The sequence below is a fragment of the Prevotella sp. P5-50 genome (assembly GCF_002251295.1).
Lineage (GTDB): Bacteria > Bacteroidota > Bacteroidia > Bacteroidales > Bacteroidaceae > Prevotella.
The window spans coordinates 134,444-150,685 of the sequence record NZ_NPJA01000033.1; the positions used below are offsets into that span (position 1 = coordinate 134,444).

The 16,242-nt window shown below is 42.7% G+C and carries 14 protein-coding genes; 6 read left to right on the plus strand and 8 right to left on the minus strand.

The genetic code is table 11. The features are described 5' to 3' along the window. Window position 1: 1 nt before the first annotated feature. Together CIK88_RS07705 and CIK88_RS07710 are read left to right on the plus strand one after the other, a co-directional pair. Entirely contained in the window at window positions 2-268 is a 267-nt protein-coding gene (locus tag CIK88_RS07705) for a PqqD family protein (RefSeq protein ID WP_094435621.1), read from the plus strand. Beyond that, the gene (locus CIK88_RS07710) at window positions 265-1,890 is read left to right on the plus strand and encodes an ABC transporter ATP-binding protein (RefSeq protein ID WP_094435623.1); all 1,626 of its coding nucleotides are present in this window, start codon (window positions 265-267) and stop codon (window positions 1,888-1,890) included. The genes CIK88_RS07705 and CIK88_RS07710 overlap by 4 nt, the downstream gene beginning before the upstream one ends. Before the next feature lie 469 nt (window positions 1,891-2,359). Here the strand turns inward: CIK88_RS07710 and CIK88_RS07715 are convergent, their stop codons facing one another. The 8 genes from CIK88_RS07715 to CIK88_RS07745 form a co-directional block, all read right to left on the minus strand. Beyond that, window positions 2,360-3,913, minus strand: a complete 1,554-nt coding sequence (locus CIK88_RS07715) for a hypothetical protein (RefSeq protein ID WP_094435625.1) — start codon at window positions 3,911-3,913, stop codon at window positions 2,360-2,362. 19 nt (window positions 3,914-3,932) lie between these two features. Continuing rightward, window positions 3,933-5,471 carry a hypothetical protein gene (locus CIK88_RS07720; protein ID WP_094435627.1) on the minus strand — a complete coding sequence of 513 codons (1,539 nt, stop codon included), beginning with the start codon at window positions 5,469-5,471 and terminating at the stop codon, window positions 3,933-3,935. 20 nt (window positions 5,472-5,491) lie between these two features. After that, window positions 5,492-5,623: a hypothetical protein gene (locus CIK88_RS12700; protein ID WP_256387691.1), complete on the minus strand. Its 132-nt coding sequence runs from the start codon at window positions 5,621-5,623 to the stop codon at window positions 5,492-5,494. Between the two features lie 459 nt (window positions 5,624-6,082). Further along, window positions 6,083-6,355, minus strand: a complete 273-nt coding sequence (locus CIK88_RS07725) for a helix-turn-helix transcriptional regulator (protein WP_254046871.1) — start codon at window positions 6,353-6,355, stop codon at window positions 6,083-6,085. A gap of 5 nt (window positions 6,356-6,360) precedes the next feature. Beyond that, window positions 6,361-6,624 carry a hypothetical protein gene (locus CIK88_RS07730; RefSeq protein WP_094435629.1) on the minus strand — a complete coding sequence of 88 codons (264 nt, stop codon included), beginning with the start codon at window positions 6,622-6,624 and terminating at the stop codon, window positions 6,361-6,363. 78 nt (window positions 6,625-6,702) lie between these two features. Further along, complete coding sequence (locus CIK88_RS07735; RefSeq protein ID WP_094435631.1) at window positions 6,703-7,674, minus strand: Gfo/Idh/MocA family protein; 972 nt, start codon at window positions 7,672-7,674, stop codon at window positions 6,703-6,705. Between the two features lie 173 nt (window positions 7,675-7,847). Further along, complete coding sequence (locus tag CIK88_RS07740) at window positions 7,848-8,543, minus strand: LrgB family protein (RefSeq protein ID WP_094435634.1); 696 nt, start codon at window positions 8,541-8,543, stop codon at window positions 7,848-7,850. Next, a complete protein-coding gene (locus tag CIK88_RS07745) occupies window positions 8,536-8,928 on the minus strand; it encodes a CidA/LrgA family protein (RefSeq protein WP_094390613.1) in 393 nt (130 codons plus the stop codon). The genes CIK88_RS07740 and CIK88_RS07745 overlap by 8 nt, the downstream gene beginning before the upstream one ends. A 1,317-nt stretch (window positions 8,929-10,245) precedes the next feature. On the opposite strand from CIK88_RS07745, the gene CIK88_RS07750 reads away from it, so the two are divergent. The 4 genes from CIK88_RS07750 (at window position 10,246) to CIK88_RS07765 (ending at window position 16,242) form a co-directional block, all read left to right on the plus strand. Then, complete coding sequence (locus CIK88_RS07750; RefSeq protein WP_094435636.1) at window positions 10,246-11,397, plus strand: SGNH/GDSL hydrolase family protein; 1,152 nt, start codon at window positions 10,246-10,248, stop codon at window positions 11,395-11,397. A 763-nt stretch (window positions 11,398-12,160) separates the two neighbouring features. Then, window positions 12,161-12,382, plus strand: coding sequence for a DUF6140 family protein (locus tag CIK88_RS07755; RefSeq protein ID WP_040552952.1), 222 nt, complete (start codon window positions 12,161-12,163; stop codon window positions 12,380-12,382). A gap of 16 nt (window positions 12,383-12,398) precedes the next feature. Beyond that, window positions 12,399-14,108 (plus strand): dynamin family protein, encoded by a 1,710-nt coding sequence (locus CIK88_RS07760; protein ID WP_158214663.1) that lies wholly within the window; start codon window positions 12,399-12,401, stop codon window positions 14,106-14,108. A gap of 1 nt (window position 14,109) precedes the next feature. Then, window positions 14,110-16,242: a dynamin family protein gene (locus tag CIK88_RS07765; protein ID WP_094435640.1), complete on the plus strand. Its 2,133-nt coding sequence runs from the start codon at window positions 14,110-14,112 to the stop codon at window positions 16,240-16,242.

Below are 16,242 nucleotides of genomic sequence, written 5' to 3' on the forward strand. Positions count from 1 at the left end.
TATGAAGAAGAAAGACGGAATGGTGCTCCGCGAAGTATGCGGAGAGAAAGTGCTGGTGGGCGAAGGACTTGGAGCCGTGGATTTCGGCAGGTTGATAAGTCTCAACGACACTGCGGCATACCTTTGGGAACAGCTCGAAGAGGATTCGGACATCGACTCCTTGACACAGGCATTGTGCAAGGAATACGACGTGGAACAAGAGGTGGCACGACATGACGTGGAGGCCATCCTGGAAGAATGGATAAAGACCGGAGTGGTGGATAGATGAAGTATGCAAGGTGGTTTATAGACAACTCGCGCGGCATAAGACTGAATATCATTGTGCGCATAATGGCAGGACTGCTGCAGACGGTGCTTGCATTGTGCGTAGTATGGCTGAGCAAGAGGCTTATCGACGACGTTGCCATGACGGGCACTATTGGCGAGATGGCTATGCAGGCATTGCTGATAGCTGCTGCCGTAGTGGCGGGGGGGGGCATACGCCAACTAAACCAATACCTTGCCAATAAGGCATTTATCAAGAAGGTGGCGGAACTGCGCCTCGCTATCTTCTCGCAACTCTTCAACCGACGATTGTTTGAGGCCAATGATATACACTCGGGGGACGTCACCTCGAGGATGGCCAAGGACATAGATGCAGTGAGCGAGACATTGGCTGTGCAACTGCCGCAGGTGGTGGTGATGACTATACAACTGGTTGGAGCGTTCCTCCTGATGAGATGGTTTGACAGCCGACTGGCATGGGCGCTCATTCTCATCACTCCACTCGCTATAATCATCGGCAAGTATATCTCCCACCGACTGAAACGCATCACTCTCTCGATACGCGAGGATGAGAGCAGAATAATGGCGAGGATACAGGAGAGTGTGGAATTGAATGTAGTGCTGAGGGCATTACAGGGCGAGAGATGGATGCAGGACAGGGTGGAAGAACTGCAGGACAGGCAAACCGCCAACTATATCCGTCGTTCACGGTTTATGGTGTTCAGCCGGTTTGCACTTGGTTGCACATTCGGCTTGGGATATATGCTCGCCTTTGTGTGGGGAGCCTACGGACTGCGCACGGGGGCAATCACCTTCGGAGTGATGACATCCTTCCTTCAACTCGTAGGACAGATACAACAACCTATCCTGTCATTGCTCGGCGCATTTCCGTCAATCATATACAGCACTGCCAGTATCGACCGGCTGAAGGAGATGGAACATGGCGAGGAGAAGCAATCATGCGACGGTGAAGACATCACTACCCGCACATTGCTTGGCATACGCATGGACAACGTGACATTCCGATATGCCAAGGGCGACAGGGAGGTGATGAGTAATTTCTCGCATGACTTCCGTCCGGGCACCAAGACCGCAATACTCGGAACAACAGGCGCAGGAAAGACAACGCTCTTCCGACTCATACTCAATTTCATACAACCCGACAGTGGAGAGGTGACATTCTATGGGAATGGATTCACTCATGCTGCCGACAAGAGCATGAGGAAGAATGTGGTGTTTGTGCCACAGGGAAACACTCTGATAAGTGGCACGATACGCAATAACCTGCTGATGGCAAAACCGGATGCATCCGACGAGGAACTGCATACTGCACTTCACACATCGTGTGCCGACTTCGTCTTCGACTTGCCGCAAGGTATCGACACGGTATTGTCGGAACATGGCGGAGGATTGAGTGAGGGACAGGCGCAACGCATAGCCATAGCACGCGGACTTCTCCGACCCGGTGCCGTCTTTTTGCTCGACGAGATCAGTTCGGCTCTCGACGAAGACACGGAGCGAGAATTGTTCAGTCGCCTTTTCGCCGCCCGTCCATCCACCACCATCCTACTTATCACCCACAGAAAGAAAGTGGCGTCACTATGTGATGAGCGTCTTGAGATTTAAATCATCGGAAGAATCATCGGGAACAGGTTCACAGTGATTAACCCGTCCAACTTTTTGGGGTCACATCAAAATAAAACGACCCCCGATTTGAGCATTGTTAAGAGGCTTGGGGGTTCTAGCGCTGCAAAGGTAAGACATGTATTTGGATTGTGCAAGGCTTTTGGAAGAAAAGTGCGGAATTGGAGGTGATTTTTAACAGTTGTTGGGTGTTGGAAATACAAAATGAGGTATCTGCAAACCAAATAGGGTCATCTACAAACCATATTGGGCGGTTCGTTTCGGGAATCATCGGGGACAGGTACTTGAACCATCTATATACAATTGAGAAATGGCACGTACAGCAAGAAAGCATTCAGATAGTGGAGTCTATCACGTTATATTGAGAGGGGTTAAAAGAATCATCGGGGACAGGTTCATCGACCCTAAAGAGTGAACCAATGTACCTGTCCCCAAGACCCTTGCTGAAGTTTCAATCCACTGCAACCAAGCGCACCGGGCGCACCGAGTACCCGAAGTGGCGATAACTGTAGTCCTGCGCAATGACACTGCCGTTCCAGAAGATCAGGTTATATGCGTTCGGGGTAGAGTTGGCTGTGCCTGACCAGTAGTAGAATTTAGAGCCGACATTTTCGAACTTAGTCCCATTGACGTAGCCAGCTGCAGGCAAGAAGATATAAGTTTTAGAATCGTCTATCTTGGTTATCTTCATTCCTTGGATTCCACTTATTGTTTCCAAAGCCTGATTTCCATTAGGTCCCCAATTCACCGTTTTTGTATTGGCACCGTACAAAGCCACCCATATCTCTTTTGTGGGCAACTGCCAGTTACCACCGAGAATCACGTATGCGGCATCGTCAGCTGGTTCAAGGATTTCTCCATCGGTGGTGTATTCGGTATATTTCCCTGTTGAACTATCGTAATATGGGGCATTTTTTAGATAGTATCCATATTGTTTTTTGTCTTCTTTCCACGTTTGTGTCGCTGAAGAATACCAAGGCTCAGTAGCTCCCCAAGCAAAATAATCACCGTAATCTGTTTCTTTTTCTGCAAGACCTGTGGTTGTCAGGTTGGATTTGGCGAAGATAACTCTATATTTCTTACCATCTTGTTCGATTGTCACTCCCATATCAACCTGTTGAGAAGCCTTAACATTACCATTACTCTCTATTGTTGAAGTCCATGTTTCGTCTGATTCGTTGAATGTGCCTAAATTCCTTATACCACTACGATTAAATATATTGTTTTTGGTGCTTGTTCGTGTATATGCCTTGGTATCAGCAGAATTTATAAAACTAATGCTGAAACCATTTGTCAAGGTCGTAGGAGGAACTACAATATAATACGTACCTGCATCAAAAGATTCTCCTGTAGCAGGTTTCAAAGTAATGGTCTTTGAGCTTCCAGAATTAAATGTGAATGAAGATGTATAGGTATCGTTATCAAACGTCATTGTTAATGTTCCAGTACCAGCAATATCCTCGTTTGCACTCAGCACTATCTTCTTGCAAGCAAATTGTGTAGTAACTTTCACAAGACTTACAGCATTCTTGAAATCCAACTTACTCTTATCAGTGGAATATGCCATCATCAATGCAGCCTTTGGGTCGAAACTATTAGGAGTAGCAGTTTGTTCTGCAGGGAGAGTTATACCACTTACACTACCATCTTCTCCAAGTGTAGCTCCTTCTGTATATGGATAAACAGCAGTGAAAGATGTTGCTTCTGACGAAGCTATGCCAGAAAATTTTCCTAATGAAGCATCGCCTGTTAATGAAAATTGATGGTTGACTTTTTCACCATTTCCGTCAAATACACTTATCTCATCACCTGCCTGCCAATCGACACCATTGCTATTATTAAGAGCCGAACGAGTTTCCGCGTTGCTTTCTTGTGTGGCAGTGAAAGTCATTGGAACTAACTTACTTTCTTCTTTGATTTCTGCCACTTCATCGTCTGACGATGAGCAACTTGCCATTGCCATCAGCATGGCAATGGACATAAAAGGTAGAATATATTTCTTCATTGTTCTTTTAATTTAATAATTACCATTCAAAATCCTTCTCTTCATTATATCCCTCTGTATTAGCATTAGCAGATACCGCAACCAAGCGCACCGGGCGCACCGGGAACCCGCAGAAGCGATCGGAGGCTAGCTGCGCACTGACATTGCCGCTGTCGTATAATTGCAGGTAATATGCGCTCGTTCTCGATTTGGCTGTGCCTGACCAGTAGTAGCCGGCAAAGCCGACAGCGTCGAACAAAGTCCCATTGACGTAGCCAGCTTCAGGCAAGAAGAGAGTTCGATCATTATTTGTAAATTTAAATCCACCATCCCTAACTCTTGTGGAATTATTCACTAACGCCTCCCATATCGCTTGGGTCGGTATCCACCAGTCACCACCGAGAATCACGTTTGCGGCATCGTCAGCTGCTTTAAGGATTTCTCCATCGCTGGTGTATTTGGTATAAGAGTCATTATTGTAATATGGAGCATTGGCTTCCGTGTATCCACCTGATTTTTCCCATGTGGCTGTCCAAGGAGATTTCGATTTATCTATTGAAGAATACCAAGGCTTAATAGCTCCCCAAGCAAAGTAATCACCGTAGTCGGATTCATTTTCTGCAAGACCTGTGGTTGTCAGGTTGGATTTGGCGAAGATAACTCTATATTTCTTACCACCTTGTTCGATTGTCAATCCCAAATCAACCTGTTTGACTGCGCCAACGATACCATTTGAACCAACCCAATAATTTCCACCTGTAGTAAACTCTCCAAGATTCAATGCTATGCTACGAGCAAACGTAATAGGTTTTGTTACTTGACGCATATAATTTTTGTTTTCAGTAACAAATGTCAGTGTCCAATATGCAGATAATGTTACTGCAGGAACTGCTATGTAATAAGCTTTTCCGCTTGTGATTGTGCCAGAAAGAGTTATGGAATAAGACAGTTCTTTAGAACCGGTGAAATCGATATAAGGATTGTCAGAATCATCAAACTTTATTGTTCCCTTACCTGCAAGAGGTTTTTTCTTGTCGGCTGCACGAAGAATAATCTTTTTGCAATCGAACTGTGGAGTTACCTTAATGAAGCCAACGGCATTCTTAAACGTCAAAGTCGTTGTTTCGCTTTTCGCAATCATAAGAGCTGCCTTTGGGTCAAAACCACCAGCTACGGCTTCTTGTTCATCAGGGAGCACTATATTGCTGACAGATTTTCTATCATCGCTAAGTGTAGCTCCTGCTGTATATGGATAAACAGCAACGTATGGACCTGTCACTGCACCTGTTCCAGAAAAAGTGCCTGTTGACTTTCCATTGCTTTCTGAACCTAAACTATACTTATAATTCGCTTTATTACCATCAAATATGCTTATGGCATCTCCAGACTCCCATAAAATCTTGCCTTCCGAGCCCAACGCCGCCTTAGTAGTAGTTCCATCATTTTCTTGCGTACAAGTAAATGTTGTAACTACGGAAGAATTGTCATTTACGTCTTGTACTGTTTCGTCATCGGAAGTACAAGAATATATTGACATCATAATTAATACCAACGGTAATGTTTTGAATAACTTTTTCATCTGAATCCTATAATTCTGAATTAATACTGATAATCTTGTTCGGTGATTCCTTCTGTTTCTCCATTAGGACTTCCCGCCAAAATCTGTGTCCTGCTGATTTCATAAACCGTCATAATAGGAGATTGATAGATTTTCTTTTCTTTCTTTTTCATTTTTGTGTTTCTTGATTCTCGGTTGCCTATAGGTTCTCGGAGTCGGCTGGTTGTTATAATATGGATAAGGTTAACCTATAAATGAAAGAGCGTGGAACCTGACACTTGCCTGTTCCACTTCTCGAGGTTCTGGAATACCTGATTTCGAGAAGTCAGAAACAAAGCGCATGAAGACGCTTTCCCATAAATAGAGACAAATGCGGAGCCAAACTCTATTGGCTCAGAAGCCCAAGCGAGTTGGGCAACTTGCAAATGTCGGTGCAAAATTGATAAATAAAAATGAAACTGCCAAACTTTTCGGCAACTTTTTATCGTTTAACAACTTTTTTGCTTGGTTTGAAGGGTGTTCACAGAATCATCGGGGACAGGTTCTCTCTTTAGGAGCGATGAACCTGTCCCCGATGATTCCTGACCCTAACAGCCACCCTCGCCATTATCTTTTCCCTTTGTTTGTAAATATCATCTGGCTATATTGATGAGCTTGCAGCCTAATGCCGTTTCAATCTTCGCAATGGTCTGCATGGTGAAGTTGTGTCTGCCAGTCAACCATTTGGATATTTCTGACTCCCTCTTGTGGAGTTTCTGGGCAAAATCCTTTTGGGTGAGGTTCTTTGCTTTTAGAACTTCACTGATGCGCTCGGCTATCTCAAACGAAAGCTCAAACTCGGCTTTCTGCTCTTCTGGTATAGCGGCAAGGCACTGTCTGAACAAAGCATTCTGTATCATAGGCATTTCTTTTAGATTTCAAATGTTGCACTCTGAATATCAGTAATCATATTCTTCTCTATGGTTACTTTCCCAGATTTCTGTGCTTTGAGCAGTACTTTGTCAAAGCTCTGCAAATCCATCACATAACCACTCAACTTGCTATCTTCTTGATAAGTACGAGTAGCCTTCACGCCACCGTTCCCGAGAATGAGAATCTGGTCTGATATTCGCAAGCAATATGCCAAACTTTTCGGCAACTTTTTATCGTTTAACAACTTTATATACTTTTTCATAGGGGTTATACCCCATTTATCATTCGGTCAGTTCTATCGCAGCGTCAGGCATTGTCTATCTGCCATACACATCATCCATCAGTCCATCGGGTAATGCACGCCCCACTCTTTCCTCAGCGCGTCCATCTGTCGCATAATGGCAAGTGTCTCTGCGTGAGGCATCATAGGTGATTCAAGGAGTCCTGCCTCCAAACAGCGTTGACATTCGATGACTTGATACTCATAGCCATTAACCATATCTGCTGGTTTATGGTAAGAGGCGACAAGTTGATAGTTGCGATAAACCTCTATCAGTTCTGGACAGTTGATATTATCCACACGAATGTAACCCTCCGTGCCACTGATAATGCCTTGGCGGTCGTTCATACACAGAGCTCCCGACTGGAGATTGGCCATACGACCATCACGGTATGAGAGCGAGATACTCTCGTGCATGTCAACTCCTGTGTCACTCTTATGCACATTGCTTACCATGCGACAAATATCTGTACCGAAATACATACGTGCAAAATTCAAGCAATAGACTCCGAGGTCGAGCAACGCACCGCCACACAGTTCAGGGCGCACGATACGCTCTTTCTGTTCCATCATATAACATAAGGTGGCTGTCAGAACACGCGGTTCACCTATCACGCCAGAATCCATAATCTCCTTCACCCGATGCGACAATGGCATATAACGAGTCCATATCGCCTCAGTAATGAAGAGTCCCTTCTCATGAGCCAAAGCCAACAGCTGTTCTGCCTCGCGGGCATTGGCAGTAAAGGCTTTCTCCACCAAACAGGGTTTTCCGTGTTCAAGAGCCAAACGGGCATGAGGATAATGATGAGAGTGAGGGGTGGCGATATAAACGATATCCACCGCAGGATCGCTGACCAGTTCTTCGTAAGATCCATACACCTTATTTATATAGAACTGTTTGGCAAAAGCTTCAGCCTTTTCCAGTGAGCGTGAAGCCACAGCATAACACTCACATCCATGTGGTTTGTTGGCAAGTGCCTCTGCCATCTTTTGAGCTATCCACCCTGCTCCAATGATTCCTAATCGCATAGTAACTTTTAAAGTTTTAATCCAAATGGGGAGTTTCCCTCACCTCATTTCTCATGCAAATATACTCAATCTTTTCGTAATACCATCTTTTTCCCTTCTAAAAAAAGCATAATTCTCCCTAATGACAGATTGGTGTCATGCACAAACCAAGCCATGAATCTCGCAAGACAGTATCAGCTCATCAGTTCAACGATGGTGGGTGTCAGTATGGCGGTCAGTATGCCATTGAGCGTGAGGCCAAGGCTGGCATAAGCCCCCACAAACTCGTCGCGTTCCATAGCTACCGAGGTGCCCACAGCATGCGATGCCGCACCCATAGACAGTCCCTTAGCCATAGGATTGTATATATGTCCTACCGCCATGAGTTTAAATCCCACCACACCGCCTATCAGACCGGTTATCACGACGATGGCTGCCGTGAGCGATGGTATTCCGCCCAACGCCTGCGTCACCTCCATCGCTATCGGCGTGGTCACCGACTTACTGGCGAGCGATGCCACTACTTCACGTGAGGCGCCAAGCATTCGTGCGGTCACTACTACACTGATAATACCGACTACACAGCCCATCATCTGCGAGGCCAGTATTGGCACAATCTGCTTTTTGATCTGCGAGAGTTGCAGATACAGCGGCACACCAAGTGCCACCACTGCGGGTTTGAGCCAGAAGTCTATCATCTTGGCGCTTTCGTGATAGGTGTCATAAGGAATGTCGCAGACTTTGAGAAACACAATTACTAAACCGATCGTTATGAGTATCGGGTTGAGCAGGATGGATTGCGTGCGGTGTTGCACCATTTTTGCACCTTGGTAGATGCCGAAAGTCAGCGCCAGAAGAAAATACTGGTTGGTTACTATCTGTTCAATCATGTTTGCTCCTTTCCTCCATTTTGTCCTTGATCACGTTAGTTATCTTCTTCTCGCCCTTGGCCACCATCTGATGTGTGTGTCCCGTAACGAGTAGTACCAAAGCTGTGCTTACCAGTGTTGCTCCGATGATGGGCACAAGCTCAGCCCTAATCAGATCGAAGTGTAACATCAGCGCGACGCCAGGTGGCACAAAGAAGAATCCCAGATTGGCAATGAGAAAGTCGGTAAGCCCTCTTACCCATTCCAGTTTAATCACTTTTACCTTCAACAGCAGCGTGAGCAACAGCATACCGATGATGCTGGAAGGTAGTTTCACTCCAGTGAGCGTAGTTATCAACTCACCCAAAGCCATACATCCAAAGAGGATGAAGCATTGTCTAACCATAAATTTACTTAGCGAAAAGTTATCCTAAAACATTCTAAAACTGTAATCGAGTGCAAAGGTATATAAAATTTCTGATATGACACACATCCATCCCCACTAATTTTCAAACCATCTCCTGACCATCTGCTGGTGTAAAATGACAAGGACAGATTATTGGCATCAAATGAAAGCAAAGACAATAATGTCGATCTCCTTTGTTGAGAACGTCAATCGCCGGCCGAGAGAACGCCAATCGCCGGCGGAGAGAACGCCAATCGCCAGCCGAGATAACGCCAATCGCCGGCCGAGATAACGCCACTCTCTACAAGTATGGGGTTATACTCCTATTTTACATAGGACATTTTATTTACATAATACATTTAATTTTCTATCATATCCCATCCTATTATCCTTGGAATACTCGACTTCATTTATAAGACTTTTTATCTCTTCTTAAAATCATGGAGTTGTTCTTAAGGCACATGTTTATGTGAATATATCTATATTTTAGTTAAACTAAATTAAAAATTAACTAAAAGAGTGACAAAGAGTGACAAAGATGGACATCTGGGTTTTGTGATGTTGTATCTTTGCAGCCCTACCTGAGGATGATTTTCAAAACAAGAAGGCACCTTAGCACCAAACCAAACATCGCACAACTAAAAATACTACAATTATGTTTACAGACATCACGCTCAACAATCCAAACTGGTCGCAACAGAAGAACCACGGCTTTTTGATTGACACCCGACATGTTCTCGATAGCTTCTCGTTCGGTTCTCGATCACTTCTCGTTAGTTCCTCGTTCGTCTCTCGTTCGTCTCTCGTTGCTTATTCGTTAGTCTATCGAAGACCGAACGAGGACCGAACGAGGAACAAGCAAAAAACGAACGAAAGAGCAACGAGACTGGGACGAGAAAGCAACGAGAAACTATCGAAAACTCGACGACAAACGATTAGTTTGGCGACGAGGAATCCCCAAACTGGCCTGACGCCAGATGGCACAACGATGCACCTACTGCATGTTGAAGTCGGGGGTGAAGTTTGCATCTGAGTATTTGCTCCACACAATCTCTGTGCATTTCACTTGAAGAATGGATACTCACTTACGAAAGTTCAGTGATTATAAAGGGGCTACTGCGATATTGTTGTTACCCTCCTGCGTCTTCACGGCTTGTATAGAACTGGAGCTTGATCACTTAGTTGAAAGTTGCCCTAAATCAATTTCTTGTTTGTTTAGACATGATTACAGACCTTTAACAGGCATTTTGCGTAATATAAACTTTGCTGTCTTAGAAAAAATGAGTAGTTTTGCATCCTGATTTCACATAAACATTTATGACTCAACAGAAAGATAAATATACCAAATGGGTGGCATGCTGGGGTAATGCCACGTCCATCACAGACAGAAAAGAGTGTGTTTACGCCAAAGATATCACCCTGAGATACCCCGTAAGAGTTGTTTTCTCAGGATCTAAGATGCGCTTCCGTTTCTCAAATCTTACGGGTACGGAAGACGTTGCAATGACTAAAGCATACGTAGCAAAGCAAAATGAGAACTACGGTGCTGTACCTATAACATTCGAAGGAAATGCTTCGGTGGTAATAAAACCAGGAAAAGAGGTGGAGAGCGATGAAATAGCTTTCGACATCGAGGCTGGAGAGACGGTCGATGTGAGCATGTATTTCGCAGGCTTCACACAGATGAATGCAGGCACTCTAATTACCGGACCGCTCTCCAAGGGGAAGTATTCCTATGGAGATTTCGCCTCAGAGAAGGAACTTCCTATCGACTTGACGCGTAATACCAACTGGTTTTATTTCCTCAATACGATAGATGTGCTGACGGAAGAGAATAATCATGCTCTCGTTTGCTTCGGTGATTCCATCACGGCACAGAGCTGGCCCGACTGGCTTGCTATCCGTGCATGGGAAAATGGTTTCCATAATGTGGCTATCATACGTCGTGCTGTAAGCGGAACAAGAATCCTCCGACAGTATGACTGCATCACATATCAGGCTTACGGACTGAAAGGTGAGACGCGTTTTCCTATTGAGATGAATGTAGCAGGTGCCAGTGCAGTAATCATTCAGCACGGTATCAATGACATCATACACCCTGTTGGTGTGGAGGTTAATCCATTCCGACCTTGGAGCGATATGCCTACTTGCGAAGAATTGGAATGTGGAATGGAGAACATCTATGTGAAACATGCCCGCAAACTGGGACTGAAAGTATGGAGTGGAACGCTGCTTCCTATCTTCGGATGGCGCACTTACAATGAGAAGCGTGATGAGATGAGGACTCGATTGAATGATTGGCTTCGCTCTTCCGACCTCTTTGACGGTTGTGTAGATTTCGATTTAGCTGTCCGCGACCGCAGTAATCCTGCATCTTTCGCTCCTGGCTTCGATTCTGGAGACCATCTGCATCCAAGCGAAACTGCTTACGCTGCTATGGCAGACTGTGTGCCTGAGGAGCTATTGTAAAATGGCAAAAAACGTGTACTGATGCAGTCACACGAATCTCGCAGATGATTTTTTATTTTTATTGTGAACTGAATTTAGTATTCTATCTGGACATAGCCCTCTTATCAACAAAACTGATAATAACAACAAAAGAATGACTATAACTTTGTAAATAGTGTATGTCACTCTTACGGAGTGCAGATGTAAAAATCAATGTCCTGTCCATATTCCTTTCTGGGCAGTATGCATATTGTATTTCATCTTCAATTTGATCTTCCCTCTTCATTTTTTCTCCTCCTATGTCAGTTTTTGACGCATCCTGATTGTACTTTTGCCACAGAATTGACAATCATTCTATCTATAATAAGGTATGGATGCAGGAAGAAGGAGGGAGTGGAGTCCCTGAGATGTGAAATATAAGAGGAATCCATAAGATTTCTTGTTAAAAATTTGGTGGCTCATCAGATTTTTAATACATTTGCCATTGGTTAGTGACAGGGCAGGTGAAAGTCCTTGCTTGAAGTCGCTACGATGCAGAGAAACAAGATAATCTTGTGGACACGAGCAAGCTATTCAGTTCTGTAGGTTGAAATCTGGCAAATTGAAACGTAGAAAGAACGAGAAATTGTTTGAGCGAGTTTACGCCGTTTTTTTTCATTATGGACCATTATGGACTTGTTTAGTTCGCAGATTTTCCTTATCTTTGCCCCTAAAAGTAAATGATTCGCTGTTTAGGCAGAAAAGCAGGAACAGTTATATATAATGAACCTAAAACTGAATGCTTATGAGTAAGGTATTTCAAGTAAAGCCTAAGCGCCTCAAACGCTCTAACGGTACCGTCCTCACTCCCGATATGGTAGTGACAGTAACAACCATGCAGCACACCGCCACCCCTTTTTACAATGGAGCCAAGGAGGTGCAAGAAGCCTACATGCGCATCTATGCTTTCGACTACAAGAAAGCATGCTGCAATCCGAATGATTTTGAATTTAAAAAGTTGGACTAAAAAATACAATAATTTTATGGAAAAAATTAATCAGTACGTTTCTTTAGTTAATCAGGCTTTTACTGTAGCTAAAAACAATTTTAATAATCCTGAGTCTTTGAAGAAAGCAGAGGCTGAAAAGGAAACATTGGTCAATAGTATAGAAAAGGATTCTTTTATTAAGGTTCCTTTTGTTGGTGATTTCAATGCTGGTAAGAGTTCTTTGATAAACAGTATGTTGGGAGTTGATATACTGCCTACTAATATACTGCCAGAGACTGCAGTATCTTATGAGTTGTATTTTTCTGCAAATGAGAAGCTTGAAGTTTGGCTTGATGATAAGTTGGTAGAGACAGCTCCTATTTCGCAGCTTAAGTCATTGCAGTTGACCCCGAGAAATTTTGTTAAGTTGTATCTCAACAATCCTATCGTAAAGGAGTGGAACGACAGAAACATTGTTGTTGTTGATATGCCTGGTATCGATTCGGGTGTTGAGGCTCATAACAATGCCATTCTGCATTACGTGCAGGACGGAACATTCTTCGTGTTGGTAAGTGAAGTTGAAGGTGGTACATTAAGATTGAGCACTCTTAGCTTCATAGAAGAAATCAAGAAGTATGGTGCACAGTTGGCTGTAGTTGTTTCTAAAATAGACAAGAAACCAGAGCAAGAGGTGCTGGATGTTAAGGCTAATGTAGAATCGGTAGCTAAGAGATTGTTGGGTGACTCAACAATGGTTGTATCTGCTTCTGCTGTAAACAAGGACTTCAACGGTGTTCTTGATATTTTGAGTTCTATTGATGCCGAGGAATTGATAGTGAACAAGTATAAGGGACAGGTTGTTAACTTCATTGATTCATTCATTATAGAATTGCAACTACAGATGAAACTTATGCTTTCTGACAAGTCTGATTTCTCTGAAAAGATAGAGAGTCTAAGAAATGCCCAGGCTAAGGCTGTGGAAGACTTGAAGAGAAAGGCTGAGTCTGCTCAGTCTGTAGAGGGTTCTGCTGATGATATCCTTGATGATATCTCAGAGGCTTTGAGAGAAAAGGCTGGTTATATTGCCACTCTTCTGTATGGCCAGACAGATGGTAATGCCTTGAATCAGGAGATTCTTACCATTATACGCCCGGTTATTGTTAACTCACTGAAACGTGAGATTACAGAATATTCCGATGTTGTAGGAGGTGCCCTTCAGGAGTTTATGGTAAATGTGGACACAATCATCAACGATAAGGACAACAAGATGCTGTCTGGAGCTGAGGAGATTATTGGCAACATGCTTGGTAAGGACATTCTTGAGGGTCTGTTAAAGAAGGGGCTTGATCAGTTGGCTAAGAAACTTGTTGCTTACAAGGGTTTGGGCGAATTGGTTAAGATGTTGAGCAAGATTCTTGGTCCGCTTGTTACTATCCTCATCAATATCATTCCTGATATTATCCGTATGATCTTTGGAAAGAGCAAGGAGCAGAAGATAGAGGAGATCAAGATGAAGTTTACTTCTGAGATTGTTTCAAAGATTATCGAAGCATTGCGTCAGCCTATCGAGGATATGATCAAGGAACAGCGTTCTGAGGTTTACAATAATATTTCTGCACTTATTGATTCTGAGACACAAAAGTACAACGAGAACATCAATGCTATAAAGAACCAGCAGCAGGAAGAAGAGAAGATCGTGGCTCAGAAGGTCGCTGCCCTAAATGCTGTAGTGGAGAAGTTGAATGCTTTAAAAACTCAAATTTAATATGGGGTTTGATAAAATAAAAAACAAAAGTGCAAGCATGGGCAAAAAGTCCATGTCTGCATTTTTGAAGGTCAATAAATATGAGAATCCACAGACTGTGTTGGATTTGATTTCGCATATCTGTACCTCTGGTATGGATTTGTCTGTGCAAAATGAATTTATTCCATATCGTGATAAATATAGTAAACTTGAGGAGGATTATTCTAAAGTAAATACAAGAGAAGCCGAAAATTCATTTGTCAATGCCTCTATAAGTGATTTAATTAAAGGTTGCAATGATCCTTTTGCAATGATGCCGGTTTATCTTGACCATTCAGGCTTTAGTGATGCTATAAATGTCGCTGTTGGTGGAGGTTATAGTTCGGGTAAATCTTCTTTCCTTAATAATATTACGGGAATTGGTGCTGTTCTTCCAACTGGAATTGAACCGGTGTCAATGATTAATACCTATATATCTTTTTCCAATAAGATAACAAAGTTGATAGTGTCTGGCAAGAATTGTAAAGGGCATGTCGTAAAACTTAATCGTGAGGTATTGGATTGTATTCAACACTCCTCTAAGTCGAAGATCTATGTCTCTTCCGTCTTAGACGAACTCTATATCAATGTTCCCGTTTCTAAAGAACGTGAGCATTTAAAGGGCTTGGTGTTCATTGATACTCCTGGATATAATAATTCAGACAATGCCAATAAAGAAAATGGCAAGAAGGACATTGATACCGCTTTTGAAGCTTTGACATATTCTGACGCTTTGTTTTGGTGTATAGATGCTGAAGCTGGAACTATTTCACAACGTGATATAGAAATGCTAAATCAGCTAATAGATTACAATGATGGTAATTATCCTTTTGTTATCGTATTTAATAAAATGGATAAAAAACCAGATAATGAGATTGTTAAAATCTTGCAGTCAGCAGAGACGGTATGTAAATCCAAATTGAAGATACAACCAATAGACATTATCGGTTTTTCTTCAATAGGAGAAAGTGCCATATATTCATTGAAGAATAAGCAAAAGGCAACGACAAATGCTGGTGTAATGAAGATTCTTGCTTCTATTTTCAATAAAATGAAGAATGGTGTCTCCGATTATCGTTCTGTTTCTTATTGGACAAATCAGCTTGCATCTTATTTTGATCAGGAGATTAAAGAATGTGACGAATCGCTTGCTGATCTGGAAAAAGAAAGAAAAAAATTGGCAAAGAAAAAGGCTGATGCTTTCTCTAAATCAGCAACTTCAAGTGAAGAGCAATTTTCTTTTGTTAACGATCATTTGCCAGTGGTTGAAGATATAATCATTAAATCCTATGATGATATTCTTGATTCAAGAGATGGATTGATAGATCTTCTCGATAGAGCAATGAAGGGATGGTCAAAAGCTTTAGACCGAGAAGACCAATGGGCTGAAAAAACCGGCTTCTTTAGTGATGCTTCAAATTTGCAAAGACAATCAAATAACGCCGTAAACGAGTATAATAGAATAATGACGGCTGCTGGGGAGAACTGTGATGAATTTCAATGCTGGAACACAGAATCACGCAAAGAAAATTTGGAGATTATAAGACAAGTTTACGAATATTATGATTTAGACAATGATGATACTCAAGATTCTTTGAAAGAAGATTATGACAATACAGTTTCCTACAAAGAGACGATTTCTATCTATAAAAGTTTTCTTCAAAAGAAGAAACAAGAGATTGTTCATGTATTTACCACGTGTTGCGAGAATGCAATAAAGAAGAACGAAAAGCGTTTGCGTGCATTGCAGAACATAAAGGAAGAAGAAGAAACTGATGTGTTCTCTGCTATTGCCAACGACAATATGAACAGATTCCTTGATTGCTTCTCAAATGGAGTTGATTTGACAAAATGTAATAGTCAGGGATATTCTCCATTGACATACGTTGCTAAAAATAGCAATAATGCAATGATGAAATTCTTGATTGACCACGAGGTTGACCTCTCTCTAAAGGACAAAAATGGTTATAACGCTTTGGAAACTGCTGCTATCTATCATTGTCAAGACATATGCGAACTTCTTATTAATGCAGATAAGGGTTTGTTGATGGAGTCGCAGTCGCTGACGAAGTTGGCTGCTAATGATCGATTTGAAAATTGGATCTCTAATTTTTAA

Excerpts from the sequence above, each read along its gene's own strand:
- CIK88_RS12700 (WP_256387691.1), bottom strand. The coding sequence starts at position 5,623 with ATGAAAAAGAAAGAAAAGAAAATCTATCAATCTCCTATTATGACGGTT.
- CIK88_RS07735 (WP_094435631.1), bottom strand. The coding sequence starts at position 7,674 with ATGCGATTAGGAATCATTGGAGCAGGGTGGATAGCTCAAAAGATGGCA.
- CIK88_RS07765 (WP_094435640.1), top strand. The coding sequence starts at position 14,110 with ATGGGGTTTGATAAAATAAAAAACAAAAGTGCAAGCATGGGCAAAAAG.
- CIK88_RS07750 (WP_094435636.1), top strand. The coding sequence starts at position 10,246 with ATGACTCAACAGAAAGATAAATATACCAAATGGGTGGCATGCTGGGGT.
- CIK88_RS07730 (WP_094435629.1), bottom strand. The coding sequence starts at position 6,624 with ATGAAAAAGTATATAAAGTTGTTAAACGATAAAAAGTTGCCGAAAAGT.
- CIK88_RS07720 (WP_094435627.1), bottom strand. The coding sequence starts at position 5,471 with ATGAAAAAGTTATTCAAAACATTACCGTTGGTATTAATTATGATGTCA.
- CIK88_RS07745 (WP_094390613.1), bottom strand. The coding sequence starts at position 8,928 with ATGGTTAGACAATGCTTCATCCTCTTTGGATGTATGGCTTTGGGTGAG.
- CIK88_RS07760 (WP_158214663.1), top strand. The coding sequence starts at position 12,399 with ATGGAAAAAATTAATCAGTACGTTTCTTTAGTTAATCAGGCTTTTACT.
- CIK88_RS07755 (WP_040552952.1), top strand. The coding sequence starts at position 12,161 with ATGAGTAAGGTATTTCAAGTAAAGCCTAAGCGCCTCAAACGCTCTAAC.
- CIK88_RS07705 (WP_094435621.1), top strand. The coding sequence starts at position 2 with ATGAAGAAGAAAGACGGAATGGTGCTCCGCGAAGTATGCGGAGAGAAA.
- CIK88_RS07715 (WP_094435625.1), bottom strand. The coding sequence starts at position 3,913 with ATGAAGAAATATATTCTACCTTTTATGTCCATTGCCATGCTGATGGCA.
- CIK88_RS07725 (WP_254046871.1), bottom strand. The coding sequence starts at position 6,355 with ATGCCTATGATACAGAATGCTTTGTTCAGACAGTGCCTTGCCGCTATA.
- CIK88_RS07710 (WP_094435623.1), top strand. The coding sequence starts at position 265 with ATGAAGTATGCAAGGTGGTTTATAGACAACTCGCGCGGCATAAGACTG.
- CIK88_RS07740 (WP_094435634.1), bottom strand. The coding sequence starts at position 8,543 with ATGATTGAACAGATAGTAACCAACCAGTATTTTCTTCTGGCGCTGACT.